At 65.2% G+C, this 23,660-nt stretch carries 22 protein-coding genes; 18 read left to right on the top strand and 4 right to left on the bottom strand.

Annotation, left to right across the window (positions count from 1 at the left end; genetic code table 11):
• Positions 1–47: 47 nt before the first annotated feature.
• The 6 genes from AC4D2M_RS00785 (at position 48) to AC4D2M_RS00760 (ending at position 7,132) form a co-directional block, all read left to right on the top strand.
• Positions 48–1,046, top strand: coding sequence for a co-chaperone YbbN (locus AC4D2M_RS00785; RefSeq protein ID WP_490889143.1), 999 nt, complete (start codon positions 48–50; stop codon positions 1,044–1,046).
• A gap of 81 nt (positions 1,047–1,127) precedes the next feature.
• Positions 1,128–1,958: an ABC transporter ATP-binding protein gene (locus AC4D2M_RS00780; protein ID WP_490889141.1), complete on the top strand. Its 831-nt coding sequence runs from the start codon at positions 1,128–1,130 to the stop codon at positions 1,956–1,958.
• Positions 1,940–3,511: an ABC transporter permease family protein gene (locus AC4D2M_RS00775; RefSeq protein WP_490889140.1), complete on the top strand. Its 1,572-nt coding sequence runs from the start codon at positions 1,940–1,942 to the stop codon at positions 3,509–3,511. Before AC4D2M_RS00780 ends, AC4D2M_RS00775 begins: the two co-directional genes overlap by 19 nt.
• Before the next feature lie 39 nt (positions 3,512–3,550).
• Positions 3,551–3,847 (top strand): DUF3039 domain-containing protein, encoded by a 297-nt coding sequence (locus tag AC4D2M_RS00770; protein ID WP_490889139.1) that lies wholly within the window; start codon positions 3,551–3,553, stop codon positions 3,845–3,847.
• 64 nt (positions 3,848–3,911) lie between these two features.
• The gene (locus AC4D2M_RS00765) at positions 3,912–5,357 is read left to right on the top strand and encodes an MFS transporter (RefSeq protein WP_490889138.1); all 1,446 of its coding nucleotides are present in this window, start codon (positions 3,912–3,914) and stop codon (positions 5,355–5,357) included.
• Positions 5,354–7,132, top strand: a complete 1,779-nt coding sequence (locus AC4D2M_RS00760; RefSeq protein WP_490889136.1) for a DEAD/DEAH box helicase — start codon at positions 5,354–5,356, stop codon at positions 7,130–7,132. Before AC4D2M_RS00765 ends, AC4D2M_RS00760 begins: the two co-directional genes overlap by 4 nt.
• A gap of 36 nt (positions 7,133–7,168) precedes the next feature.
• Here AC4D2M_RS00760 and AC4D2M_RS00755 read toward each other — a convergent pair whose 3' ends face one another.
• Together AC4D2M_RS00755 and AC4D2M_RS00750 are read right to left on the bottom strand one after the other, a co-directional pair.
• Complete coding sequence (locus AC4D2M_RS00755) at positions 7,169–7,792, bottom strand: isochorismatase family protein (RefSeq protein WP_490889135.1); 624 nt, start codon at positions 7,790–7,792, stop codon at positions 7,169–7,171.
• Complete coding sequence (locus AC4D2M_RS00750) at positions 7,789–9,120, bottom strand: nicotinate phosphoribosyltransferase (RefSeq protein ID WP_490889134.1); 1,332 nt, start codon at positions 9,118–9,120, stop codon at positions 7,789–7,791. The genes AC4D2M_RS00755 and AC4D2M_RS00750 overlap by 4 nt, the downstream gene beginning before the upstream one ends.
• Positions 9,121–9,229: 109 nt before the next feature.
• Between AC4D2M_RS00750 and clpS the strand changes: the two genes are divergently transcribed.
• The 9 genes from clpS to AC4D2M_RS00705 all read left to right on the top strand — a co-directional run bounded on the left by clpS (position 9,230) and on the right by AC4D2M_RS00705 (position 15,921).
• Positions 9,230–9,535 carry an ATP-dependent Clp protease adapter ClpS gene (clpS, locus tag AC4D2M_RS00745; protein ID WP_490889132.1) on the top strand — a complete coding sequence of 102 codons (306 nt, stop codon included), beginning with the start codon at positions 9,230–9,232 and terminating at the stop codon, positions 9,533–9,535.
• A gap of 9 nt (positions 9,536–9,544) precedes the next feature.
• On the top strand, positions 9,545–10,111 hold the full coding sequence (locus tag AC4D2M_RS00740; protein ID WP_490889130.1) for a DUF2017 domain-containing protein: 567 nt from the start codon (positions 9,545–9,547) through the stop codon (positions 10,109–10,111).
• 105 nt (positions 10,112–10,216) lie between these two features.
• Positions 10,217–11,167, top strand: a complete 951-nt coding sequence (murI, locus tag AC4D2M_RS00735; protein ID WP_490889128.1) for a glutamate racemase — start codon at positions 10,217–10,219, stop codon at positions 11,165–11,167.
• The gene (locus tag AC4D2M_RS00730; protein ID WP_490889126.1) at positions 11,164–11,955 is read left to right on the top strand and encodes an MBL fold metallo-hydrolase; all 792 of its coding nucleotides are present in this window, start codon (positions 11,164–11,166) and stop codon (positions 11,953–11,955) included. The genes murI and AC4D2M_RS00730 overlap by 4 nt, the downstream gene beginning before the upstream one ends.
• A 64-nt stretch (positions 11,956–12,019) precedes the next feature.
• Positions 12,020–12,823, top strand: a complete 804-nt coding sequence (gene rph / locus AC4D2M_RS00725; protein ID WP_490889124.1) for a ribonuclease PH — start codon at positions 12,020–12,022, stop codon at positions 12,821–12,823.
• A complete protein-coding gene (rdgB, locus tag AC4D2M_RS00720; protein WP_490889123.1) occupies positions 12,816–13,451 on the top strand; it encodes an RdgB/HAM1 family non-canonical purine NTP pyrophosphatase in 636 nt (211 codons plus the stop codon). Before rph ends, rdgB begins: the two co-directional genes overlap by 8 nt.
• A gap of 86 nt (positions 13,452–13,537) precedes the next feature.
• Positions 13,538–14,197: a DedA family protein gene (locus tag AC4D2M_RS00715; RefSeq protein ID WP_490889121.1), complete on the top strand. Its 660-nt coding sequence runs from the start codon at positions 13,538–13,540 to the stop codon at positions 14,195–14,197.
• Positions 14,194–14,844, top strand: a complete 651-nt coding sequence (locus AC4D2M_RS00710; protein ID WP_490889119.1) for a GNAT family N-acetyltransferase — start codon at positions 14,194–14,196, stop codon at positions 14,842–14,844. The genes AC4D2M_RS00715 and AC4D2M_RS00710 overlap by 4 nt, the downstream gene beginning before the upstream one ends.
• An 87-nt stretch (positions 14,845–14,931) precedes the next feature.
• Positions 14,932–15,921, top strand: coding sequence for a 3'-5' exonuclease (locus AC4D2M_RS00705; RefSeq protein WP_490889117.1), 990 nt, complete (start codon positions 14,932–14,934; stop codon positions 15,919–15,921).
• Positions 15,922–15,929: 8 nt separating this feature from the next.
• Here the strand turns inward: AC4D2M_RS00705 and AC4D2M_RS00700 are convergent, their stop codons facing one another.
• Positions 15,930–16,880 (bottom strand): ADP-ribosylglycohydrolase family protein, encoded by a 951-nt coding sequence (locus AC4D2M_RS00700; protein WP_490889115.1) that lies wholly within the window; start codon positions 16,878–16,880, stop codon positions 15,930–15,932.
• A gap of 229 nt (positions 16,881–17,109) precedes the next feature.
• Here AC4D2M_RS00700 and AC4D2M_RS00695 point away from each other — a divergent pair, with 229 nt between their 5' ends.
• From AC4D2M_RS00695 to AC4D2M_RS00685, 3 genes are all read left to right on the top strand, one after another.
• Positions 17,110–18,273 (top strand): exonuclease SbcCD subunit D, encoded by a 1,164-nt coding sequence (locus AC4D2M_RS00695; protein WP_490889114.1) that lies wholly within the window; start codon positions 17,110–17,112, stop codon positions 18,271–18,273.
• Positions 18,270–21,365, top strand: a complete 3,096-nt coding sequence (locus AC4D2M_RS00690; RefSeq protein ID WP_490889113.1) for an AAA family ATPase — start codon at positions 18,270–18,272, stop codon at positions 21,363–21,365. Before AC4D2M_RS00695 ends, AC4D2M_RS00690 begins: the two co-directional genes overlap by 4 nt.
• A 71-nt stretch (positions 21,366–21,436) precedes the next feature.
• Positions 21,437–22,780 (top strand): MFS transporter, encoded by a 1,344-nt coding sequence (locus AC4D2M_RS00685; RefSeq protein WP_490889111.1) that lies wholly within the window; start codon positions 21,437–21,439, stop codon positions 22,778–22,780.
• On the opposite strand, the gene AC4D2M_RS00680 is transcribed toward AC4D2M_RS00685, so the two are convergent.
• On the bottom strand, positions 22,773–23,480 hold the full coding sequence (locus AC4D2M_RS00680) for an IclR family transcriptional regulator (RefSeq protein WP_490889110.1): 708 nt from the start codon (positions 23,478–23,480) through the stop codon (positions 22,773–22,775). The two genes, AC4D2M_RS00685 and AC4D2M_RS00680, sit on opposite strands and share 8 nt — an antisense overlap.
• Between the last annotated feature and the right edge of the window lie 180 nt (positions 23,481–23,660).

Genomic DNA, 23,660 nt, shown 5'->3' with positions numbered 1-23,660 from the left:
GAATCTCTTTTTGCCCACACATATTGCCCCAGTAATAAGGTGAAAGCATGACCACTCCGAATATCCCCGGCGGCTCCGCGCCGTCGTCAATGAACCTGCGCGGCGCCGTCGACCTGTCGGCGCTGAAAGCCCGAGCGCAGTCCGGCAGTGCGCCGGGCGGCACACCGGGCCGACCGGCTGCCGGAGGCGCCGGCCCTACCGGTGCAGCGGAAAGCGGCAGCGCCTATATCGTCGACGTCACCGAGCAGGTTTTTCCGCAGCTCGTGCAGCTGTCCGCCCAGGTACCCGTGATCGTTGCCTTGGGGGCTTCCTGGAGCGACCAGTCTTCGCAGGTTCTCACGGTCCTCGAGGCGATCGCAGTGGAACAGGCTGGCCGGATCCTGCTCGCACGGGTCGATTTTGATAGCCAGCAGGGGATCGCACAGGCGTTCCAGGCGCAGGGCGTTCCCACCGTCGTCGGCATCCTGAAGGGACAGCCCGTGCCCCTGTTCGAGGGCATGCTCGCAGAACCCCAGATCAGGACCTACGTGGATGAACTCCTCAAGGTCGCACAGGCCAACGGTGTGAGCGGTTCGCTCAATGACGCGCCGGCCGGTGATCCGGCGGCCGCGGGCGAACCGGCTGAAGAATCCCTGCCGCCACTGCACCAGGAGGCGTTCGACGCCATCGAGGCAGGCGATTACGCCGCAGCTGCCGCTGCCTACCGCAAGGCCCTGGCGGAACAACCGGCCGACGCCGACGCAAAGGCAGGCCTTGCGCAGGTACAGCTGATGCAGCGGCTTCAGGACGCAGACGCCACCGCCCTGCGCACTGCGGCGGCAGAAGCTCCGGACTCCCTCCAGACCCAGCTGGCCGTAGCCGACCTGGATCTGGCGGGCGGGCATGTGGAGGACGCCTTCGCGCGACTGACCACCTTCATTGCCCGGTCCGCTGGAGAGGACCGGGAGGCGGCACGTGTCCGTCTCCTGGAGCTGTTCGACATCATCGGTCCCACTGACCCGCGGGTGAACAAGGCGCGCAGCGCGTTGGCGAGGGCGCTGTTCTAGATCCTGTCGGTACCAGCGTATGGCGGGTTTTTAGTCCTTTCGGATGACGAATGCGGCCAGCGCCGTTGTTAGCGTTGACGCATGACCTCCCCGCCATTCCCCTCGCTCCCGCCTGTCCCGGAACCGCATGAGCAACCGGTCGACGCACAGGCGGACGGCCGGCCCGCACTGGCGCTGCGCGGGCTGGCGAAGCGCTTCGGCGACAAGGTCGCGGTCAATGGCATCGACCTCGATGTTCCGGCCGGGTCGTTCTACGGGCTGGTCGGGCCGAACGGTGCGGGCAAGACCACAACGCTCTCCATGGCCACGGGACTGCTGCGTCCGGATCATGGCGGGGCGTGGGTGCATGGCGTGGGTGTGTGGCAGAATCCGCTCGAGGCCAAACGGCTGATGGGGATACTGCCGGATGGTGTCCGGCTCTTCGACCGGTTGACCGGTGAACAGCTGGTGACCTACGCCGGCCTGCTTCGCGGAATGGACCGGGACGAGGTTGCAACGAGGGTCGCGGACCTGCTGCGGGCGCTCGATCTGGCGGAGGACGCCGGAACCCTCGTGGTGGACTACTCAGCCGGCATGACGAAGAAGATCGCCCTCGCATCCGCACTAGTTCACGCGCCCCGGCTGCTGGTCCTGGATGAGCCGTTCGAGTCGGTTGACCCGGTGTCGGCGGCCAATATCCGCGATATCCTCGCCACCTATGTACGTTCCGGCGGGACCGTGATCGTGTCGAGCCATGTCATGGACCTGGTCCAGCGTATGTGTGACCACGTCGCCGTCATCGCGGCAGGTACTGTGTTGGCTGCGGGCACGGTCGACGCAGTGCGTGGCGACGCGAGCCTTGAAGACCGGTTCGTGGAGCTTGTCGGGGGCAGGAACACCGCAGAGGGGCTGTCATGGTTGCGCACCTCCTGAAGCTAAAACTCCTGCTTCTGCGCAACTCGCTCCGCCGCAGCACCTGGCAGCTTGTCGGGGTGATCCTCGGCGGTCTGTACGGCCTGGGCCTGCTCGGATTGATCGTCGCGGGCCTGATCGGTCTGGGCGCCCTGGACCTCGAACTGATCCGGACCGTTGTGGTGCTGGGCGGATCTGCTGCTGTACTTGGCTGGCTGGTCATCCCTCTTGTTGCCGCGGGCGTCGACATGACGCTGGATCCTGCCCGGTTTGTCACGTTCGCCGTACCGATGCATCAGCTTATGACCGGGCTCGCTCTTGGCGGTGTCATCGGTATCCCAGGGGTCGTCACGCTGATCGCGTTCCTTACCCTGGCCCTGACCTGGATTCGTTACCCTGCTGCGGCGCTCGCAGCGATCGTGTGCGCGGTCTGTATTGTCCTGCTGTGCATCGTGGGTTCCCGTTTGATTACGACGGCGGGCACAGCTCTCGCCTCTTCGCGGCGGTTCAAGGATCTCAGTTCGACGATCGCGATCATCCCACTTATTCTTCTCGGTCCGATATTTGCCGGCATCACCGCAGGGTTCCAGAACTCACCCCAGTTCGCAGGGGAACTGGCGAATGTGATGGCGTGGACGCCCCTCGGCGTCTTCGTTGCCATCCCTGCGGACCTTGCCGCGGGTGAGGTGCTTACTGCTCTGGCACGTTTTGCTATCGGTCTGGGCGCCATCGCGGGATTGGTCTACCTCTGGCACAGGAGCCTTAGCCATGCCCTGGTCACGCCGCCGTATAACGCAGTGACCCGTAAGGGTGCGGGCCGGCTGGGCCTCTTCGCTCGTTTCCCGGCAACGCCCACGGGCGCGGTCGCCGCACGCGCCCTTACCTACTGGATGCGGGACCCGCGGTATGCCGCATCAATCATTGTGGTGCCGCTGCTGCCGATTCTGCTCTGGTTCATCAACGGGGAGTCCGGAGACCTGTTCCTGCTGAACTACCTCGGTCCAATCACGGCCTTCCTGCTCGCCTGGTCCATCTCGGCGGACATCTCCTACGACAACACCGCCTTCTGGCTTCACCTCTCGGCTGGGGTGAGCGGCAGGGCGGATCGCGCGGGCAGAACGATCGCCCTGATGGTCTTCGCAGTGCCCGTGGTGCTGATTTTCACCATCGTCCCGCTCTGGATGAGCGGCTCGCTGGCAGATCTCCCCATGATGCTCGGGCTGACTCTCGGTGCGCTCCTGTCGGGAGCGGGATTTTCAAGTGTCCTCTCCGCGCGCTACACCTACAATGTTCCGCTTCCCGGCGAAAGTCCGTTCAAGACACCACCCGGAACGGGGTTTTCGATGCTCGCCATCCAGTTCCTTGTCTGGGTGGTCCTGCTGGTGCTTCTGCTGCCGGAGATCGCGCTGGCAATTGCGTACCTCCTTACTGGCAGCGCCATGTTCGGCTGGTTGACGCTCCTCGCGGGGGTGGTGCTCGGCGGCGCGGTTCTCATTGGTGGTATTCGCCTCGGTGGCGCCTGGTATGACAAGCGCGGCCCCGAACTGCTGCAGGCAGTCAGCGTCAATAAGTGAGCCCCTGACCGCACACAGCATCGGCAGTAGGATGGAGCAATGAGCACGCCAGCAGACCCATTTGATGACAGCCCCCACGGAGCACCCGGCGATTCCGGCACATCCACGGCTACGATCGAGCGCGAGGAACTGCGCGAGGAGATCGAGCCCGGTGACAGGGATCGGTTCGCCCACTACGTGCGCAAAGAGAAGATCATGGAGTCGGCGCTGTCCGGAGAGCCTGTAATCGCTCTGTGCGGCAAGGTCTGGACGCCCGGCAGGGATCCGGAGAAATTCCCAGTCTGCCCAACGTGCAAGGAAATCTACAACTCCATGCGTCCCGGGGACAAGTCCTAGGAAAGTTGATTGGCACGTCCGCCGGGCCCGGCCTGGCGGACGTTCGCATGTTCGTGAGGAAGCCATGTCACAACCAGAGGCTTTGCGTGGCGGGGAGATGTCCTCTCTGCGGCCGCTGACGGTCGGGGTCATCGCCATCATCACCTGCGCCGCCTTCGAGGCCATGGCGGTGGTGACGGCGATGCCGTCGGTGGCAGCGGAACTGGACGGTGTATCCAGTTATGGCTTGGCTTTCTCCATGTACCTGACCGCTTCGCTGCTCGGCAGCGTTCTCGGCGGGATCTGGTGCGATCGGCGTGGACCGCGCCCCGCACTTGCCGCCGGCCTGGGTCTCATGGTTGCCGGCCTCGCGGTATCCGGAAGCGCTCCGGCCTTCTGGATCATGACATCCGGACGCGCTGTGTCCGGACTCGGTGGCGGTTTCATGATTGTCGCCGTCTACGTGATCATAGCGAGGGCGTACCCCCAGCGTATGCAGCCCGTGGTGTTCGGCTGGCTTGCCGCCGCATGGGTGGTGCCCTCGCTGATCGGGCCGTACGTTTCCGGCGTGCTGGCCGAACAGGCGAGCTGGCGCTGGGTCTTCCTGGGCGTAGCTCCCGTGGTTGTTGCGGCGTTCCTGCTGGTCTGGCCGCGTACACGGGGCCTGAAGGTTTCCGGTGCGCGTGAGCCGCTCGACGCGGCGGCGCGCAGGAACGCAGCGACCGGCGTACTGCTGGCGGCTGGCGTCTTCGCAGCCCAGTTCGCTCTAACGCAAATCGCGGCGGGCGGTTTTGCCGACCCGGTACGGGCCTGGCTCCTGGTGGCGTTCGGAGTGGCCGGGTTTGCTGCCGCTGCTGTCGCCTTCCCCCGGCTTCTGCCTCCCGGGACAGTGCGCCTGGCGCCGGGGCTCCCCAGCGTCATTGCCACTCGCGGCCTTCTGACGGTCGCTTTCTTCGGTGCGGAAGCCTTCGTGCCCCTGATGCTGGTCTCCGCCCGCGGTCTGAGCGCATCAACAGCGGGCCTCGCCCTGAGTGCTGCCGCGATCGGTTGGAGCGCAGGTTCATTCGTCCAGGCCCGGGTGAGCTTCCGCCGTCAATGGCTGCTGGTCATCGGCTCATCCCTGTTGGCCCTATGCATCGGTGGCCTCGCCCTCGCCGCAGCGGCTGAGGTTCCATTCTGGGTTCTCGTGCTCGTGTGGAGTGCTGCCGGCTTCGCCATGGGACTGACCCTCTCCAGCACGTCGGTGCTCGTCCTCAAGTTGTCACCCCCGAGCGAGCAGGGCCGCAATTCGGCCGCGCTGCAACTCTCGGACCAGCTCGGCGGGGTCATCGGAACCGCCGGTGCCGGTGGCCTGTTCGCCCTCCTGCGGGACCCGGATGCACCCGGGCAGGTACCCGTCTTTGTTGCAATCTGGCTGGCTCTGTGCGTCTTCGCGGTAGTCGGTATAGTGGCCGGGTTGAGGGCTGCCCGGGGTGACCGGGAAGCCCTCCCAGCAACGACCGACACACGAAAGGTGCCGTCCCAAGAGTGAGCAACAATGCACTGTTCGGCGCCGGTCCGGCTCTTCCTCCCGCGTACCCGGAACGAGCCGCCTGGGGTACCGCACCCAAGCTTCGGCAGTGGCAGGAAGAGGCGCTCGCGAAGTACTTCGCCAACTCTCCCCAGGATTTCCTGGCGGTAGCAACGCCTGGTGCCGGTAAGACCACCTTCGCGCTGCGGGTCGCTACGGAACTGGTGGACCGGCGGATCGTCAACCGCATCGTCGTCGTTGCTCCTACGGACCACCTCAAGCGACAGTGGTCCGACGCCGCCGCCAAGGTCGGGCTGTCGATTGATCCGAACTTCCGCAATGCCGACGGTCGTCACGGCGAGGGCTTCATCGGCGTCGCCGTGACCTACGCGCAGGTGGCCAGCAAACCGATGCTGCACCGGGCGAAGACCGAAGCAGCAAAGACACTGGTGATCCTCGACGAGATCCACCACGGCGGTGATGCACTGTCCTGGGGCGATGGCATCCGCGAAGCCTTCGAACCCGCAACCCGCCGGCTCGCCCTCACCGGAACCCCGTTCCGCTCTGACACGGCAGCCATCCCGTTCGTTGAGTACGTGGAAGATGCAGACGGCATCCGGCGTTCGCGCTCGGATTACACCTACGGTTACGGCGAAGCACTCCGGGACCACGTAGTCCGTCCGGTGATGTTCATGGCCTACTCCGGCCAGATGCGCTGGCGGACAAGCGCGGGGGAGGAGATGGCGGCTTCCCTCGGCGAGGCGGCCGTCACCAAGGACATCACCGCGCAGGCGTGGCGGACCGCCCTGAACCCGAACGGCGAATGGATTCCGGCAGTACTTGCGGCGGCCGACCGGCGCCTCACCGAGGTCCGGCGCGCAGTCCCGGACGCGGGCGGCCTGGTGATCGCCACCGACCACGAGGATGCACGGGCCTATGCAGGGCAGCTGAAGAAGATCACGGGTGAATCACCCACGGTCATCCTGTCCGATGACGCCAAGGCATCGGGAAAGATCGAGGAATTCTCCGCGGGCGAGGCGCGCTGGATGGTCGCCGTCCGCATGGTGTCCGAGGGCGTGGACGTTCCGCGCCTGGCAGTTGGCGTGTATGCCACATCAACTGCCACGCCGCTGTTCTTCGCGCAGGCCGTAGGACGGTTTGTGCGTGCACGACGGCGGGGGGAGACGGCGTCGGTCTTCCTGCCTTCGGTACCGAACCTCATGGCGCTGGCAAACCAGCTGGAAGTGGAGCGGGACCACGCGCTCGACCGGCCGGAGAACAACGAGGACGGCTTCGCGCCCGAAGAAGCGCTGATGGAGGCCGCGAACCGTGAGGAGAAGGCCTCCGGTGAGCTGATGAAGCAGAAGTTCGAGGCGCTCGAGTCCCAGGCCTCCTTTGACCGCGTGCTGTTCGACGGCGGTGAGTTCGGCACGGGCGGCGAAATGGGCAGCGAGGAGGAGCTGGACTTCCTTGGAATCCCCGGTCTGCTTGATGCCGATCAGGTGGGCGCTCTGCTGCGGCAGCGCCAGCAGGAGCAGCAATCACGACGACGGCGCCCGGTTGCCGCACATGAACCGGTGGCTCCTGAGGTGGTTGATCACCGCCAGCTCACGGAACTGCGTGGACAGCTCGCCAAGAACGTATCGGCTTGGTCTGCCCGTTCCGGGATGCCGCACGGTGTCGTACACACCGAGCTGCGCAAGGCGTGCGGCGGTCCGGCCGTGGCACAGGCGAACGAGGAGCAGCTCCGGCGGCGGCTGAAAAAGCTCCAGGACTGGTTCATCGGGCGCACCTGACCCGCCCCTTCCGCTACGTCCGCGGCCGAGTGCGGGTCAGTCGATGAGTTCGACGCCGGCGTCTTCCAGTTCGGCGAGAACTTCACTGAGGCGTTCGGGGTGAACGGGACGGATGTAGTCGACGAGGAGCCGCGTGGTGTATCCGGCGCCCACCGCATCCAGGGCCGTGGCCCGCACGCAGTAGTCGGCCGCCAGGCCGGTGACCGCCACTTCATCCACCTCGTGGTCGCGCAGCCAGTCGTCGAGCGAGACGGCATCGTCGGCTGTGACCGCAACGGCCGCGCCCAGTTTCTGGTCACCGGTGGGCACCTGGTCCTCGGGGGCAAGAACGCCCTCGAAGCCGGAATACGCCGCCTCGTACTGCCCCTTCCGAAAGACGGCGTCGAGCCCCTCGGTGTCCAGATTCGGGTGGAACTGGGCGCCGGGCTGGTCCGCCACACAGTGCACCGGCCACGAATCCACAAAATCCGGCTGGTCGGAGAAGTGGGAACCCGGGTCGATATGCCAGTCCTGGGTGGCGACGATGTAGTCGTAGTGGTCGCCCTGGGCGTCTATGTAATCGCTGAGATCCTGAGCCACACCGGCACCGCCGGCGACCGCCAGGGATCCGCCCTCGCAAAAATCGTTCTGTACGTCGACGATAATAAGTGCGCGTGTCATGCGGACTCCTCGTACTCGGTGGGTATAGCGGGCTCCCCTCGTTGGAGCCGCATTACGGAGCTTGGCAGCTCCGCCATGGACACCCGGTGGCGTTCGACGGCGCGCTGTACGCCCTCCCGGCCGGTCCACCCGGGCAGCACCTCGCCGTCTGCCACGAACTGCTGCAGCAGCGGACGGTCGTTGCCGTCGTCGTACGGATTATTGCCGATCCCGACCACTTCGGCGACCGCCGTGCCGGACTCGTTGAGGCGTCGCAGCGCGTATTTGCGGCCTCCCACGGAGGCCTTGTTCTTGGCGACCTTCGCCACCGAGACGAAAGTGCCGTCGTCGTCCGTCCGGCTGACCAGTTTGTAAACCATGCCGGCGGTGGGCGCTCCTGAGCCCGTGACGAGGGAGGTGCCGACGCCGTAGGAGTCCACCGGAGCGGACGCGAGCAGGCCGATGGCGTACTCATCAAGGTCGGAGGTGACCACAATGCGCGTCTGGTGGTTGCCCAGGTCGTCGAGCAGCTGCCGGACCCAGCGGGCCTGTTCAACGAGGTCGCCGGAGTCAAGGCGCACCGCTCCTAGATCCGGCCCTCCGGCGGCGACAGCGTTGCGGACGCCCTGCTCGACATCGTAGGTATCGACAAGGAGCGAAGTGCCCTTCCCGAGGGCGGCGACCTGCGCGACGAAGGCCTCGGGCTCGGAATCGTGGAGTAGCGTGAAGGAATGCGCTGCCGTGCCGACGGTCCGCAGGCCGTAGCGGCGTCCTGCCTCGAGGTTGGAGGTGCTGGCGAAGCCGCCGATGATGGCTGCACGCGCGGACGCCACGGCTGATTCCTCCTGCGTCCGCCGGGAACCCATCTCGATACACGGGCGGGTTCCGGCAGCCCCTGTCATGCGGGATGCTGCGGAGGCTATGGCGCTGTCATGGTTCAGGACGGAGAGCAGGTACGTCTCGAGGATGCACGCCTCCGCGAACGAGCCCTCCACGATGAGGATGGGGGAGGAGGGGAAGTAGGCTTCGCCCTCGGCGTACCCCCAGATGCTGCCGGTGAAGCGGAAGTCCGCGAGCCAGCCGAGCGTGGCGTCATCAACAACCCCAGCCGCTGACAGCGCGTCCAGCTGCGGTTGCTCGAAGCGGAAATGCTTCAGGCCCTCAAGCAGGCGCCCGGTTCCCGCCACGATGCCGTAGCGGCGCCCCTCCGGCAGGCGCCGGGTGAAGACCTCGAACACGGACTTACGGTGCGCGGCTCCCGAATGAAGGGAAGCCTGCAGCATGGTCAGCTCATAGTGGTCCGTGTAGAGCGCGGAATTGGGGTGCTGCCAGGTTTTATGGGGGCTCACACCAAAACTCTAGCCCCGCGTTTGCTGTGTGAGTACCGGCAGGGTGTGCAGAAGGGCCCGCGCCGGGGGTCGCGCAGTGGCATCCGCCCGCCAACCTACAATGGGGACCATGAGTGTTGGCGTTGTTCCCGAAACCCACCAGACTGAGGCGACGGAAGAAGACTCGCTGACCAGTACCGATGTGCCGTGGGTTGTGATCGTGTGGAATGACCCGGTCAACCTGATGAGCTATGTGACGTACGTCTTCCAGACCTACTTCGGCTACAGCGAGGCTAAAGCTCGCACCCTCATGCTTGAGGTTCATGAGCTGGGCAGGTCGGTTGTCTCCACCGGTTCCCGGGAACAGGCGGAGCGGGACACCGTTGCAATGCACTCGTACGGCCTGTGGGCTACTTTCCAGACAGCGGACGCATAGGGAGTGGCAGTGGCCAGGGCATTCAGGAGAACGCGGCGGGGTATCACCGGTGACTTCGAACCGGGCGAGTTGAAGTTGCTGCGACGGCTGTTCGCCGACGTCGTGCAGTTGCTCGAACCGGAAAAGCGGGAGAACGAGGATCCCCTGGTGGCATTGATAGGCCTCGATATGGAAGCCGTGAAGCCTGAGGACAGCGCGGTGATCCGCCTGCTGCCGGACGCTGTGAAGAACGACGACGACGGCGCGCTCGAATTCCGCCGCCTTACCGAGCGTTCGCTGCGGGAAGAGAAGGTCAGTGTCCTGCGCGGGGCGGCGTTGTTGCTTGAGAACACCCAGGTGGTTATGAACCCGGACCAGGCGCAGGTGTTGGCCCGCGCGCTCAATGACGTGCGGTTGGTTCTGGCTGACCGCCTGGAGATCGAAACCGACGACGACGCCGCGCGGCTGCACGAGATTGCGAACCTTGAGGACGCGGATGATCTTGAGTCCTATCTCGCCCTGGTCTACAACTTCGTCACCTGGGTGCAGGAGGGGCTGATGCAGGCTCTACTTGCGACTGTAGAGCCCGCCGAATGACCGCCCGGTGACGGTCGCGTGCCCCGCCGGCGGGGAAACACTGTGATTAAGGACACGCCCCATCTCTTCGCCAACCGGAGCGGTGCGTCCTATTCTCAAAAGATCATGAGTTCTGACCCTGCCGACTCTGAGGCTGCCGAGATGGCCGCACTGAGGTCCACCGAAGCACCCATCGGCATCTTCGACTCAGGCGTCGGAGGTCTCACCGTCGCCCGGGCAGTCATCGACCAGCTACCCCGCGAATCGGTGCTCTACGTCGGAGATACCGCCCACGCCCCCTACGGCCCGCTCCCCATCGCCGAGGTGAGGGCGTACGCGCTCGGCGTTATGGACGAACTGGTCGATTCCGGCGTTAAACTGCTGGTCATCGCCTGCAACTCGGCGTCCGCTGCCGTGCTGCGGGATGCCCGCGAGCGCTACACCGCCCGGTATGGGATTCCGGTCATCGAGGTGATCCAGCCGGCAGTCCGGCGCGCCGTGGCCTCCACGCGCACCGGCCGGGTGGGTGTCATTGGAACCAGTGCCACCGTCGGCTCCCGCGCCTACGAGGACACATTCGCCGCGGCCCCGCACCTGGAGATTTTCTCCGCGGCCTGTCCGGATTTCGTTGACTACGTGGAAGCCGGCGTCACTGCAGGTTCCGAGGTTCTGGAAACAGCAGCCCGCTACCTGCGGCCGCTGCAGGAGGCCGACGTCGACACGCTGGTTCTCGGATGCACCCACTATCCGCTCCTGACGGGGGTGATTTCGTACGTCATGGGCGATTCCGTAACGCTTGTCTCCAGTGCGGAGGAAACTGCCAAGGACGTCTACCGCGCACTCGTGTCCCATAACCTCCTGCGCACCGGCTCCGGCCAGCCCCAACATCACTTCGTCGCCACCGGGAATGCAGCGCGATTCGAGGAGCTTGCACGGCGCTTTCTTGGTCCGGAAGTCCTCAGCGTGCAACACGTTGACCATGTATCGGCCCAATACCCGACGGGGAGCATGGCCCGCATCACTCCGGAGATGATTGCCACCGCCCGCGCAGATGCCGGCGGGAGCCGCCGCGTATGAAGCTGACCATCGTCGGATGCAGTGGATCTTTCCCCGGCCCGCATTCGCCTGCCTCCTGCTACCTCGTCACGGTGCAGGAGGACGGCAAGACATGGCGGATCCTGCTTGACCTCGGCAATGGGTCGCTGGGCGCGCTGCAGCGCTACATGGACCTGCGGGACATTGATGCCGTCCTGCTGACCCACCTGCATCCCGATCACTGCATGGACCTGTGCGGCTTACACGTGGCAGTCCACTGGGACCCGGAGGGCTGGAACCAGCCGCGGATCCCCGTGTGGGGGCCCGCCGGCACTGCAGACCGGATGGCCACCGCCTACGGGCTGGACCTGGAACCCGGGATGCACGAGGACTTCGAGTTCCACGCCTGGTCACCGCGGACGGCCGTGCAGGTAGGGCCCTTCAGCATTACGCCCTATCCCGTCCTTCATCCGGTCGAGGAGGCATACGCGCTGCGCGTCGAAGTGGCCGACCCCGGCGTTCCGGGCGGAAAACGGGTCTTAACCTACTCGGGCGACACTGACGCGTGCGACGGTCTCATCGAGGCGGCAGCCGATTCAAGTATTTTCCTCTGCGAAGCCGCTTTCCACGAAGGCAGGGACGACGCCGTCCGCGGCGTCCACCTGACGGGGAAACGGGCCGGCGACGTCGCATCCGCCGCCGCGTCGCGGCGGTTGCTGCTTACCCACCTCCCTGTCTGGAATGACGCCGTCCGGACCATGGAAGAGGCGCGGAGCAGCTACTCGGGGGACGTCGCAGTCGCCGTTGCCGGGGTCTCCTACTCGGTATGACGGCGGGACCGGTCCGCACCCGCGTAAATCGCTCACACAGAACCGCCTCTGGCAGACTGGACCCATGACTTCCCCTTCCTCTCCCGGGTCCGTTTCTGCATCCACGTCTCCATCCGCTTCCGAAAATGGAGTTGTCCGGGCAGACGGCAGGGCGCCGGACCAGCTCAGAAACATCAGTATCACGCGCGGCTGGTCCAACCAGGCCGAAGGGTCCGCGCTGATCGAGTTCGGCAACACGCGGGTGCTGTGCACTGCTTCGCTGACCACCGGTGTTCCCCGGTGGCTGAAGGGCGAGGGCAAGGGCTGGGTGACGGCCGAGTACGCCATGCTTCCCCGTGCCACCAACACCCGCTCAGACCGTGAGTCGGTGAAGGGCCGAATCGGTGGGCGTACCCACGAAATCTCACGCCTGATCGGCCGGTCCCTCCGATCGATCATTGATACCCGTGCGCTGGGGGAGAACACCATCGTCCTGGACTGCGACGTACTGCAGGCCGACGGCGGCACCCGTACCGCCGCGATCACCGGCGCGTATGTGGCGCTCGCCGAGGCGATCCGGTACGCCAAGGAACACGGGATCATTCCGCAGTCCTCCCGTCCATTGACCGATACGGTCGCCGCGGTGAGCGTCGGCATCATCGATGGTGTGCCGATGCTGGACCTGCCCTACGTCGAAGACGTCCGCGCGGAAACTGACATGAACGTCGTCGTGACGGGAAGCGGAAGCTTCGTCGAGGTTCAGGGGACCGCCGAGGGCGCTCCGTTCGACCGGGACGAACTGGACGCCCTGCTTGACCTCGCCCTGCTGGGAACGTCACAACTCGCACAGATCCAGCGCGAGACGCTCGGGGAAGCCGCCGGTGCCTGAGCACGCCGGGTCTGCACCGGCACGGCTGGTTCTCGCAACCCGCAATGCGGGCAAGCTGCGTGAACTCCGCGCCCTGCTGCGGGACCGGGTTCCCGGGCTCGACGTCGACACCCAGGTGATCGATGCCGTCACGGCGGGTGCTCCCGACGTGGTGGAGAGCGGGACAACCTTTGAGGAAAACGCGCTCCTCAAAGCACGCGCAGTTGCGGAAGCCACGGGCATCCCCGCGGTGGCCGATGACTCCGGCCTTGCCGTCGACGTGCTCGGGGGAGCTCCCGGCATCTTCTCGGCCCGGTGGGCCGGGAGGCACGGTGATGATGCCGCGAACCTGCACCTGCTGCTCAGCCAGCTCGCCGACATTCCGGCGGATCGGCGGGCGGCCAGGTTCGTGTGCGCCGCAGCGTTGGCAGTTCCTGACGGTGCCGACGTCGTGACCCGGGGCGAACTGGGGGGAACGTTGCTCAACGAGCCGCGCGGAGACGGCGGTTTCGGATATGATCCGGCGCTCCAGCCTGACGGCCTGAACCGCAGCTGTGCCGAACTGACCCCCGAAGAGAAAAACGCCATCAGCCACCGGGCCAAGGCATTTGCCGCATTGCTGCCGTCGATCATCGAGGTCCTGCGCTGACCGTATCGTCCTGGGCCGGCGTTTCAACTGCCGTTCCAGCGTGCACAGTTCGATAGGGCAAACTTGATCGGGATATGAGGACTTTCGTGAGCTACCTGCCGCTGCAGATCGGGAATGAATCCACCCTCGGAGGTGTCGCCGACTGGGCGGTCACCATGATGGAGACGATCGGCGCGCCCGGCGCGGGCCTTGCCATCGCTCTCGAGAATCTCTTCCCGCCCCTTCCGAGCGAGGTCATCCTCCCGCTGGCAGGATTCACCGCCAGCCGGGGAGATTTCACCCTGTTTGAGGCGTTGTTCTGGACCACAACCGGATCCGTCGTGGGGGCCTACCTGCTGTACATGCTAGGCGTGCTCCTTGGCCGGAACCGCATGCGCCGGCTGGTAGGCAAGGTGCCGCTGGTCGATCTTGAGGACGTTGACAGCGTGGAGGCATGGTTCAACCGCCACGGCTACAAGGCCGTGTTCTTCGGGCGGATGGTGCCGATCTTCCGCAGCCTGGTCTCCATTCCTGCCGGCATCGAACGAATGCCGGTCTGGACATTCCTCGGCCTGACCCTCGCGGGGAGCCTCATCTGGAACTCCATCTTCGTATTGGCTGGCTTTTACCTGGGCGAGAACTGGCACCTTGTGGAGCAGTATGCGGACATCTTCCAGAAGCTGGTGATTGCCGCCGTCGTGCTTCTGCTGGCGTTCTTTGTCATCAGCAAGGTGCGGAAGGTGCGGCGCAAGCGCGAAGCGTCATGATGCTGCCCACCGACGTGTGGCCGCTCTTCGGGCTCGAGCTTCGAACTCCGAGGTTGTCGCTGACACCCATCCGCGATGAGCAGTTGCCCGAGCTCGTCGATGCGGCGCTGGCCGGGATCCATGACCCGGCAGTCATGCCGTTCAGCGTGCCGTGGACGGACGCTCCCCGCGACGTCCTGATCCGCGAAACCGCCAAACACCAGTGGCGTCAGCGCTGTTCCCTCGAACGGGATCACTGGACCATAAATCTCGCCGTGAGCTTCGAAGGGTGCGTGGTTGGCATGCAGGACATCTCCGCCCGTGATTTCTCTGTCCTGCGCACAGTCCACAGCGGTTCCTGGCTCACACAGTCCGTGCAGGGACGCGGCATCGGCAGGGAGATGCGGGCGGCAATGCTCCTGTTTGCGTTCGACCACCTCGGTGCCGCCACTGCTCTGTCAGAAGCCGCCGAATGGAACAGCGCCTCGCTTGGGGTTTCCCGCGCGTTGGGTTACGAAGCGAACGGCGTGTCCGAGGTGGTTGCCCGCCCAGGTGAGGTGACTAAGCAAGTGCATATGCGTCTCGAGGCAGACCTGTTCCGACGGCCGGACTGGGCGCTGGAGGTGGATGGCGTGGAACGGATCCTGCCATCTCTCGGAGCGCAGTAGAGCGCCGAGGGGCTGCAGCGCGCAGTAGCGTCCGCCACGCGGAGCCGGTTCCGGGGTTGGAGACCTACTACCCGATAACGTGATCAGGTGGCAATTGAGTTTACGGCGATCGACTTCGAGACTGCCAATGGGTTTCGAGGCTCGCCCTGCGCCGTAGGGCTCACGAAGGTACGTGACGGCCGCATCGTCGAGGAAGCACAGTGGCTGATGCGTCCGCCCGCGGGCCACGATCACTTCGATTCGCGCAACGTCGCCATTCACGGAATCACAGCCGACATGGTGGCGCACCACCCACGCTTCGGTGAGCTCTTTCCGGAGATAGGCGCCTTCATCGGGAACGACGTCGTGGTTGCGCACAACGCCGCCTTCGATATGGGGGTTATCCGCTCGGCGCTGGAGGTGTCCAACCGCGCGGGTCCTGCGTATGACTACGCCTGCACGGTTCTACTGTCACGGCGCAGCTACTTCCTTGTCTCCTACTCGCTGCCCTATGTCGCGGAGGCCGCCGGCGTGCCGCTGGTGAACCATCACGACGCCGTCGAGGACGCCCGCGCCTGCGCCGGAATTCTGGTGGATATAGCACGCCGCGCGGAAGCGGCGACGATCGATGAACTGGTGTCAGGGCACCGCCTCAAACTGTCTCGTCTGGAAGCCTACGAGCCTGGAGTGTCTGAGCTTTCGAAGGCAACCCGGACCGCTCTGGACCGCGGGCCTGCCTCAGGCTGGGCAGGGTGGCCGGACGAAGGGAATAACCCGGAGCCGAACCCGGGCGCGGACCCGACGCACCCTCTGTATGGACAGACCGTCGTTTTCACCGGCGATCTGGGCATCCCGCGGCCCCAGGCGAAACAGCGTGCTGCGGTGCTGGGCGCCCAGCCTGCGAGCACGGTGACACGAAGCACCACGGTGCTGGTGGTGGGCAATGGCTTCGTTGCCGCAGACCTGCGCAGCGGTCGCGTGACGGGAAAGGCCCGGCGGGTAATGGAGCTGCACAGCCGGGGACAGAACATCGAGGTACTCTCCGAAGCGGAATTCCTGCAGATGACCGGCGGGCGCTGGCCCGTCACCAGCCAGTAGCGCTACTCTCAGGCGCCCATCGCCGCGGCGAAGCGAACAGCCACTTCCTCGACGACGCCGGCTCCTTCCAGCTGCTCGCATGCAGCGGGAGGGAGAGAGTCGCGGCCGTGTAAAGCCCCGGCAATCGCACCGGCAACAGCACCGACAGCGCGTGCTGCCGGTCCGTCCTGATCCGCCGCTGCGGCGAGCAGTGCGCGCATGGAAACAGCGCCGTCGTCATCCGCAGTGGCAAGGACCAGCCGGATCCCCGCACACAGAACGCCCGCTGCATCCTCTCCCGTGACAGGCGAGGATGCGGTCAGTGCCTGCAGCTGTTCGGACAGGGGCGTCGCTCTCAACGTTGCTGCATGCTCCGCCGCCGCACTCACCGCTTCAGTCAGCGAATGGTTGTTCACAACGATCACGTGAATCAGCCCGGCGAAGACGGCAGCGGGCATCTGCGCGCTCGGATTGCCGTGGGTGATAGCTGCGGCGTCAAGTGAAAGCTTCTCGATCATCGCGGGCGGCACATTGGCAACCAGTCCGAAAGGCGCGGAGCGCTGCAGGGCGCCGGGACCGTCGTCGTCGCGTTCGAGCGGGCGCTGGCGGCTGCCCATGTCGCCGCTCCTGAGCGCGCGGAGGGTGGCAGCGTCGGGTGACCGGCGGCGGTGGAGCACCTCCTGCCTGTCGATCCAGCGGGCGGGAGGAGCGGGAGCCGACGATGGCGGCGTCTCACCCTGGGCGCCAAGCCAGCGGAGATAGGCGAGCCAGAGGCAGGCGGCCTCGTCGGCCGCGACGCCGTCGTTGGCCCACTCGAGCACCTCGGTCATGCCATCAACCGTATAAAGCGTGAGCTGCGTGGCGTCGGCGAACGTGGAAGCATCGGGTGATCCTGCGGCTGCTTCACCGAGCGCGCAGCCCAGGAGGGAACCGGTGATCTTGTGGCGGAGTGTGCTGGAGGAGCCTGCAGAATGAGTCACCCCGCCAGTGTAGGCAGTCGATGCACGGGGCTCACTACCGGCGCCGCTCAGTACCGGGGCCGCTCTAGTACCGGGGCCGCTCTAGTACCGGCGCCGCTTCGGGACGAACGACGACTACGCCGGTAGCCGGTAGCCGGTAATCGAGATCACCTGCCCGGTTGGCACCTCGTTCCACGGTGCCGCGGCGTTGCCCTCCGGAACTGTCGGAGGTGGCCGGTAGCTTGGAATCATGAGGTTACTGCACACGTCGGACTGGCATCTGGGTCGATCCTTCCATGGGGTGGGAATGCTTGAGGCGCAGCAACTCTTCATCGACCAGCTGGAGAAGACGGTCCGTGAGGAGAACGTGGATGTGGTCCTGATTGCCGGGGATGTCTACGATCGCGCACTGCCTGCTGTCGACGTCGTTGAACTCTTCGATGAAGCGCTGGAACGGATCACAGAGGCAGGCGCTCGGGTAGTTGTCAGCAGCGGCAACCATGACTCAGCAGTCCGGCTGGGATTCGGTGGAAAGCTGATCGAGCGAGGCGGCGTCCACCTGCGCACGCGGCTGGAAGATATCGGACGCCCTGCCGTATTCCCGCTGGAGAACGGCGTTGAGGTTGCAGTCTACGGAGTGCCGTATCTGGAACCTCGCATGGTTGCAGACCCGCTTGGGTGTGAGAGCGCTACGCATACTGCTGTGACGTCCGCGGCGCTGGAACGGGTGCGCGCGGATCTGGCACGCCGCCGAAGTCGGAACACCGTACATTCAGTGGTCATGGCACACACTTTCGCGAGCGGTGGTGTCGGGTCGGATAGCGAGCGGGAGCTCAGCATGGGCGGCCTCGGTGTGGTGCCGTTGGACCTCTTCGAGGATTTCGACTACGTTGCGCTGGGTCATTTGCACGGTCAGCAGCAGTTGCATGAGCGGGTCCGGTACTCGGGATCTCCGCTGGCGTATTCATTTTCGGAGGTACATCAGTCGAAGGGCGCGTGGCTCATCGACATCGGGGTGGATGGTGTGGGCGGCATCAGGCCGGTGAGGTGGACACCGCCACGCCACCTGGCCATTCTGCGCGGTCCCATCGATGACCTCATCTCCTCACCCGACCATGTTGAAGCGGAGGGCGCGTGGTGCCATGTGACGCTGACCGACACTGAGCGGCCGCAACAGGCCATGGAACGGTTGCGGGCCCGTTTCCCCGGCACACTGGTACTCGCCTTCGAACCTGCGTCGCGGAACTCCGGTGAGGAACGCACCTACAGTGAACGCATCGCACGCGCCGCTGATGACGCCGCGATCTGCTGCGGGTTCCTTGAGCACGTGCGCCAGCGCAAGGCCAACGCTGAGGAGGCGGCCCTCTTCGCCGAAACAATCGGTGCCATGCGTGCTGCGGAGAGCGGCGTATGAGAATCCACCGGCTCGAGATCCAGGCCTTCGGGCCGTTCGCCGAACGCCAGCACATCGATTTCGACACTCTCACCGAGCAGGGCCTGTTCCTGCTGAACGGGCCTACCGGCGCGGGTAAGTCGAGCGTGCTGGATGCAATCTGCTACGCCCTGTACGGCTCTGTTCCGGGCGCGCGCCAGAACGCCAAGCGGTTACGCAGCGACCACGCCGCGGACGGCCTCGCACCGGAGGTGGTCTGCGAATTCTCGGCAGGTTCCCGCCGTCTTGAAGTCACGCGCAACCCGTCCTGGAACCGGCCGACCAGGCGGGGCAGCGGAACAACTACGGAGCAGGCAAAAACGCTCCTGCGCGAGCGCGTTGCGGGGGAGTGGGTTGTCCGCTCCACCCGCAACGATGAGGCTGGAGCGGAACTGCAGAACCTCCTCGGGATGAACCGTGAGCAGTTCACACGGGTGGTCATGCTGCCCCAGGGCGAGTTCGCGGCCTTCCTCCGGTCGGACGCTGCCGCTCGCGGTGAGCTCCTGCAGCGATTGTTCGCGACCGACCGGTTTTCCACCGTGGAGCAGATGCTCGCGGACCACGCCGCCACAGCTGCCGCACGGGTCCAGAAGGTCGAAGGGGAATTGGAGGATATTTTTGCCCGGGCTGCTGAAGAGGTACTGCGTCACGGCTTATCCGCGCAGCCGGTGTCGGATGCGTCGGCGCTTCCTGAAGAAGAATCTTCGGACATGGTCCCGGTGGGAAGCGACACTGCTGACCCGGAACCGGATCTTGGTGCCCTGCAGGATCGGTTGACGGCCGCGCTGGCTGCAGGGCGTCACCATGCCAAGGAGCTCACCGCGCTGCGGGATGCCACGGCAACGCAGCGTTCCAAGCTTGAGGCCGAACGCTGGGACCGCATTGCCTTCCGGCGTCTGGTAGCCGAGGCTGAGGCGAACCAGGTTGCACTGGGGGAGGCAGCAACGCTGCGGTCCATGCTGGAGAACCACCGGCGGGCACAAATCCTCCAGGGCCCCCTCCACGCACGGGATGAGGCAGCGGAACAGTTGCACATCGATCAGGAGCAACTGCTTTCCACGACGCTCCAGCTGAAGACGGACCCTGCGGTCAGGCACGAGGTACCCGAAATCCTCGAACCCGAGGCTACGCGGTCGCTGGCCTGCTCTGCGCGGGCACACGAGCAGATTCGGGAAAAGCTGGCCGAGGCGCGTGCGGCCCTTCCGTTGGAAGAGGATCTCACCCAGCTCGCGCAGAGAATCCGGGATGTGGAGTGCAGGCTCGAACAGCAGAGGCTGGAGGCGGTGCAGTGCAAGGAGGGACAGGAGAATCTTGGCCAGGAGCTTACGCGGCTGACAGAGGGGCTGGTCGTCGCAGAGGCAACAGCAGGACGAGCGGCGCAGCTGGCAACTGACTGTGCGGAAGCGGCCTCCCGGTTGGAGCTGCTTGCGCAGGCGGAACTCGCGGAACGTTCGCTGCAGGAGCTGGACGAGCAACAACAGGAGCATCAGACGGTCTTCCTCACTGCGAAGGAGATTTGGCTGCGTAAGCTGCAGCTGCGTCTGGAACAAACAGCTGCGGAACTTGCGGCTCGGTTGAGCGCAGGGGAGCCCTGTCCGGTCTGCGGCAGCGAAGAACATCCGAAGCCGGCAACAGCAGGATTCCAATCCCTCGTAAGCCGCGAGGAGGAGGAGCTTGCGCGTGCTGAACAGGACCACGCTGAGCTCCGGCTGCGGGAGACCTCAGCGGCTCGCGACGCTGTGGCTCTCAAAGCCGCAGGACTGCGGGCCCGTAGCGGCGATATATCGGCACCTGAACTCCGCGCTGCGCTCTCGTCACTCGAACAGGAACGAGCCGAGGCGGAACAGGCGGTACGTGCGGTCACAGAATTCAGCGCACGAAAATCGGAGCTGGAGGAAACGCTCACCGGTCTGAAGGATCAACAAAGTGACCTCGCTCAGAGTCAGGCTGAAGGATCATCACGGCTTGGCGCGCTCCTGGAGCAACAGGCCGCATTGACCGCGAGGCTCTCGCAGGTGCGCGGCCCCTACAACTCCGCGTCTGAAAAGGCAGCGTCGCTTGAGAGGGCAGAGCGGCGGCTTGGCGCTGTGTGTGCTGCGCTGACACGTTGCGAGCAGGCAGAGGCGAGACTGGAGAAAGCCGAAGCTGCACTGCAGGCCGAGTTGCTGGCAACGAATTTCGCGTCGCCGGATGCTGTCCGTGACTCACTGATGAGTAAGGCACAGGTGCAGAGCGCGGAGCAGGCCATCCGGGACGTCGAGAATTCAGCTCACAGGATCGAACGGGACCTGGAGCGGCCGGAGAATCTTGCCGCGGCCGCCCTTGAGAAGGATGGCGGGGGGCTGCCTGAGGAGGACGAGATTGCTTCCGCTGCGAATGACGAAGCGGAAGCAGCAAGGCGGCTCGGTCGCGCTGTGCTTGAGGTGGGCTTGCTTGAACAGTCAGTGGTTCAGCTGGGCTCGTACGCCGACCGCGCTGCAGCCCTTGAGGAACGACTGGTGCCGTTGCGGCACGCATACCAGCTTGCGAAATCGGTCGCGGACACAGCCCGCGGCAACGGTGAGAACCTCTACAGGATGAGCCTGGCGACCTACGTGCTTGCCGCCCGTCTGGAACAGGTCGCAGACGCTGCCACTGCGCGTCTGCAGCAGATGTCGGATGGCCGATACTCTCTGGTGCACAGCGATTCCAAGTCGGGAAACCGGAAGTCCGGGCTAGGACTCAATGTCATCGACAGCTGGACCGGTGTGCGCCGCGACACCGCAACGCTTTCCGGTGGGGAGTCGTTTATGGCCTCGCTGGCTCTTGCTCTGGGGCTGGCCGACGTCGTACAGCAGGAGTCGGGCGGACTCGACATCGAGACCCTGTTCGTGGATGAAGGATTCGGCAGTCTCGACGAGCAGTCCCTCGAACAGGTGATGGATGCCCTGGAGAACCTGCGCGACGGCGGACGCGTGGTCGGGCTGGTCAGCCACGTTGGCGAACTCAAGCAACGGATACCCGCGCAGCTGCACGTCTCCAAGGGCCGGACAGGTTCCACCGTCCGCTTAGTGAATCAACTGCAGCGAGTGTAAAATCGGGGTGTTACCGGGTCGGGCGCATCGGGAGGAGGGACGATGCGCGGTTCGAAGCACCCGGAAAGCACATGGCTACACCAACCTCTGAATCTGAAGCTTTTCCGCCCGAACATGCGTCCGCCGCATCATCGGGTACATCGCCGGTTCCCGGCAACGCACCGCCACCTGCGAGCGATCGCGGACGCTTCAGCCGCCTGCCGGACATCGCAGGCTCCAGCTTCATTCCCCTGGGCCTGGTTGCACGCCTGCCGCTGGCGATGCTTACCGTCGGAGCGCTCACTCTTGTCACCGCCGCCACTGACTCCTATGCATCCGGTGGTTTCGCGGCCGGATCGGTGGGAATCGGCTCTGCCCTGGGCGCGCCGGTTCTCGGCTATCTGGCCGACCGTCACGGCCAGCGCCCGGTCCTGCTGGTCGCGGCCGTGCTCAATGCGTTGGCCATCGTCGCGCTGCTTGCCGTCAGTGGACTCCCGGGGAGCGGAACCGGCCTCCTGCCCACGCTGATTGCCTCCTTCCTGATGGGCGCAACCTGCCCGCAAATCGGTCCTCTTGCGCGGGTTCGCTGGATGGCGCTGACTCAGGACAAGCGGCCGGCCGATCTCGATACAGCGCTCTCCTACGAAAGCACCGCCGACGAACTGACCTTCGTACTCGGCCCTGCCTTGGTCGGGCTGCTGGCCAGCCTCATCGCGCCATGGCTGCCGCTGGCGCTGGCTGCGGCGCTGACGGTTGCCTTCGTTTCCGCGTTCGCTGTCCACCCCACCGAACGGGCGGTGGTTCCCTTGCGGCGCCGCCCCAGGGTTCGGGAGCCCCATCGGGGAGGCAAGCGAGGACCTTCGCGGGTGCGGTTCCTCGTGGCGTTGCCGGTTCTCGGAATGGTGAGTATGGGAACGTTCTTCGGTTCAACGCAAACGGCACTCATCGCCTTCGCCGGCGGCTTCGGCGTCGAGACGGCGGCAGGCCTGCTCTATGCCGTCATGGGCATCAGCTCTGCGCTTACAGCGCTGTCCGTTGCCTACTGGCCGCGGCGATTCCGGCACCCACTGCGGTGGGTGGTCTCAGCCGGGACCATGAGCATCGCCGCGTTACTGCCCCTGTTTGCACCTGACATTCCGCTGATGCTCACTGCGCTGTTGATCCTCGGCCTCCCCGTAGGACCAACAATGGTCAGCATCTTCAGCGTCGGCTCGCTGGTGGCGCCCAAGCATCTGGTCGGGACGGTGATGACCCTGCTGGCGAGTGGAATCGTCGCGGGCACCGCGATCGGCGCTTCGATTGCCGGGGCCCTGGCGGAGGGCAGTGTACAGAATGCATTCCTGGTGCCTGTCGTGGCCGCCGTCGTGCTGCTGCTCCTGGGTTTCGTCTCCGCCGGTGTACTTCGTCGCAGGCCGGAAGTCGCAGAGGTCAGCTGAGCTGTTCCTCAATAGCACGGGCACTGGCTGCAATCCGGGCGCCGAGTTCGGCCTCCGGGTGGGCTGAGCGGATATAGACGACGGCAACTGCCGCGGGCAGCCTCCCCGGCACCCTGACCGGTGCGGCGACAGAAGACAGGCCGGCAATGACCTCGTCGTGACTGGTGGCGAACCCCTGGATGCGTGCCGAAGCAGATTCCTCGCGGTAAAGCTGACCGGGTGCAAGCCGTTCCCATTCCTCCTCGCTGACCGCGGACTGAATCGCTATTCCCGGCGCCCCTGCGCTGAATGCGTGGCGGGTTCCCGGGCGCTGCGCGACGGCGGCACGGGAATGACGCGGCTCCACGGTCACGAGGGTCACGCAGTCATGGCGGTCCCAGACAGCAAGAAAAGCGGTCATGCCCAGTTCATTCGCCAGAACTGTCAGTTCCGGGAGTGAAGCCGTCTGAAGGTCGCGGGACACTCCCCGGGCGAGCGCGGCAAGACCGGGACCCGACGAGATCTTGCCTGCGTCATCCCTGACGACAAGCGAATGATCTTCCAGTGTGCGAACGATCCGATACGCGATGGAACGATGCACTCCCAGTTCTGCTGATAGTTCCGCAATGGATAGCGCCCTTGGGGCATCCGCAAGGATTTCGAGGGAGCGTAGACCTCGGGAGAGGGTCTGTGAATGCTGAGTCGTTGTGTCGGAGGTCACGTTCAGATATTATTCTATATCGGAACGATATGTTCAACTATCGAACAGGAACTGAGGGGGACCAACTCCGTTCTCGTCACCGATCCTGCACGGAATTGGAAGGACTGGGCCGCGCTCTTGATTGCGGGTATGATCTAGACCACAATTACCGAACGTTCTGTCAGTAATTCAATCCGTCCA

This window comes from Arthrobacter sp. TJ-270, from assembly GCF_058269075.1.
Note: the sequence above shows the minus strand (reverse complement) of the source record. Positions and strands in the feature narration are given on the sequence as shown.

Bases quoted from the DNA above. Each gene is read 5' to 3' on its own strand.
- AC4D2M_RS00785 (WP_490889143.1), top strand. From the start codon at position 48: ATGACCACTCCGAATATCCCCGGCGGCTCCGCGCCGTCGTCAATGAAC.
- AC4D2M_RS00780 (WP_490889141.1), top strand. From the start codon at position 1,128: ATGACCTCCCCGCCATTCCCCTCGCTCCCGCCTGTCCCGGAACCGCAT.
- AC4D2M_RS00775 (WP_490889140.1), top strand. From the start codon at position 1,940: ATGGTTGCGCACCTCCTGAAGCTAAAACTCCTGCTTCTGCGCAACTCG.
- AC4D2M_RS00770 (WP_490889139.1), top strand. From the start codon at position 3,551: ATGAGCACGCCAGCAGACCCATTTGATGACAGCCCCCACGGAGCACCC.
- AC4D2M_RS00765 (WP_490889138.1), top strand. From the start codon at position 3,912: ATGTCACAACCAGAGGCTTTGCGTGGCGGGGAGATGTCCTCTCTGCGG.
- AC4D2M_RS00755 (WP_490889135.1), bottom strand. From the start codon at position 7,792: ATGACACGCGCACTTATTATCGTCGACGTACAGAACGATTTTTGCGAG.
- clpS (WP_490889132.1), top strand. From the start codon at position 9,230: ATGAGTGTTGGCGTTGTTCCCGAAACCCACCAGACTGAGGCGACGGAA.
- murI (WP_490889128.1), top strand. From the start codon at position 10,217: ATGAGTTCTGACCCTGCCGACTCTGAGGCTGCCGAGATGGCCGCACTG.
- AC4D2M_RS00730 (WP_490889126.1), top strand. From the start codon at position 11,164: ATGAAGCTGACCATCGTCGGATGCAGTGGATCTTTCCCCGGCCCGCAT.
- rph (WP_490889124.1), top strand. From the start codon at position 12,020: ATGACTTCCCCTTCCTCTCCCGGGTCCGTTTCTGCATCCACGTCTCCA.
- AC4D2M_RS00710 (WP_490889119.1), top strand. From the start codon at position 14,194: ATGATGCTGCCCACCGACGTGTGGCCGCTCTTCGGGCTCGAGCTTCGA.
- AC4D2M_RS00695 (WP_490889114.1), top strand. From the start codon at position 17,110: ATGAGGTTACTGCACACGTCGGACTGGCATCTGGGTCGATCCTTCCAT.
- AC4D2M_RS00690 (WP_490889113.1), top strand. From the start codon at position 18,270: ATGAGAATCCACCGGCTCGAGATCCAGGCCTTCGGGCCGTTCGCCGAA.
- AC4D2M_RS00685 (WP_490889111.1), top strand. From the start codon at position 21,437: ATGGCTACACCAACCTCTGAATCTGAAGCTTTTCCGCCCGAACATGCG.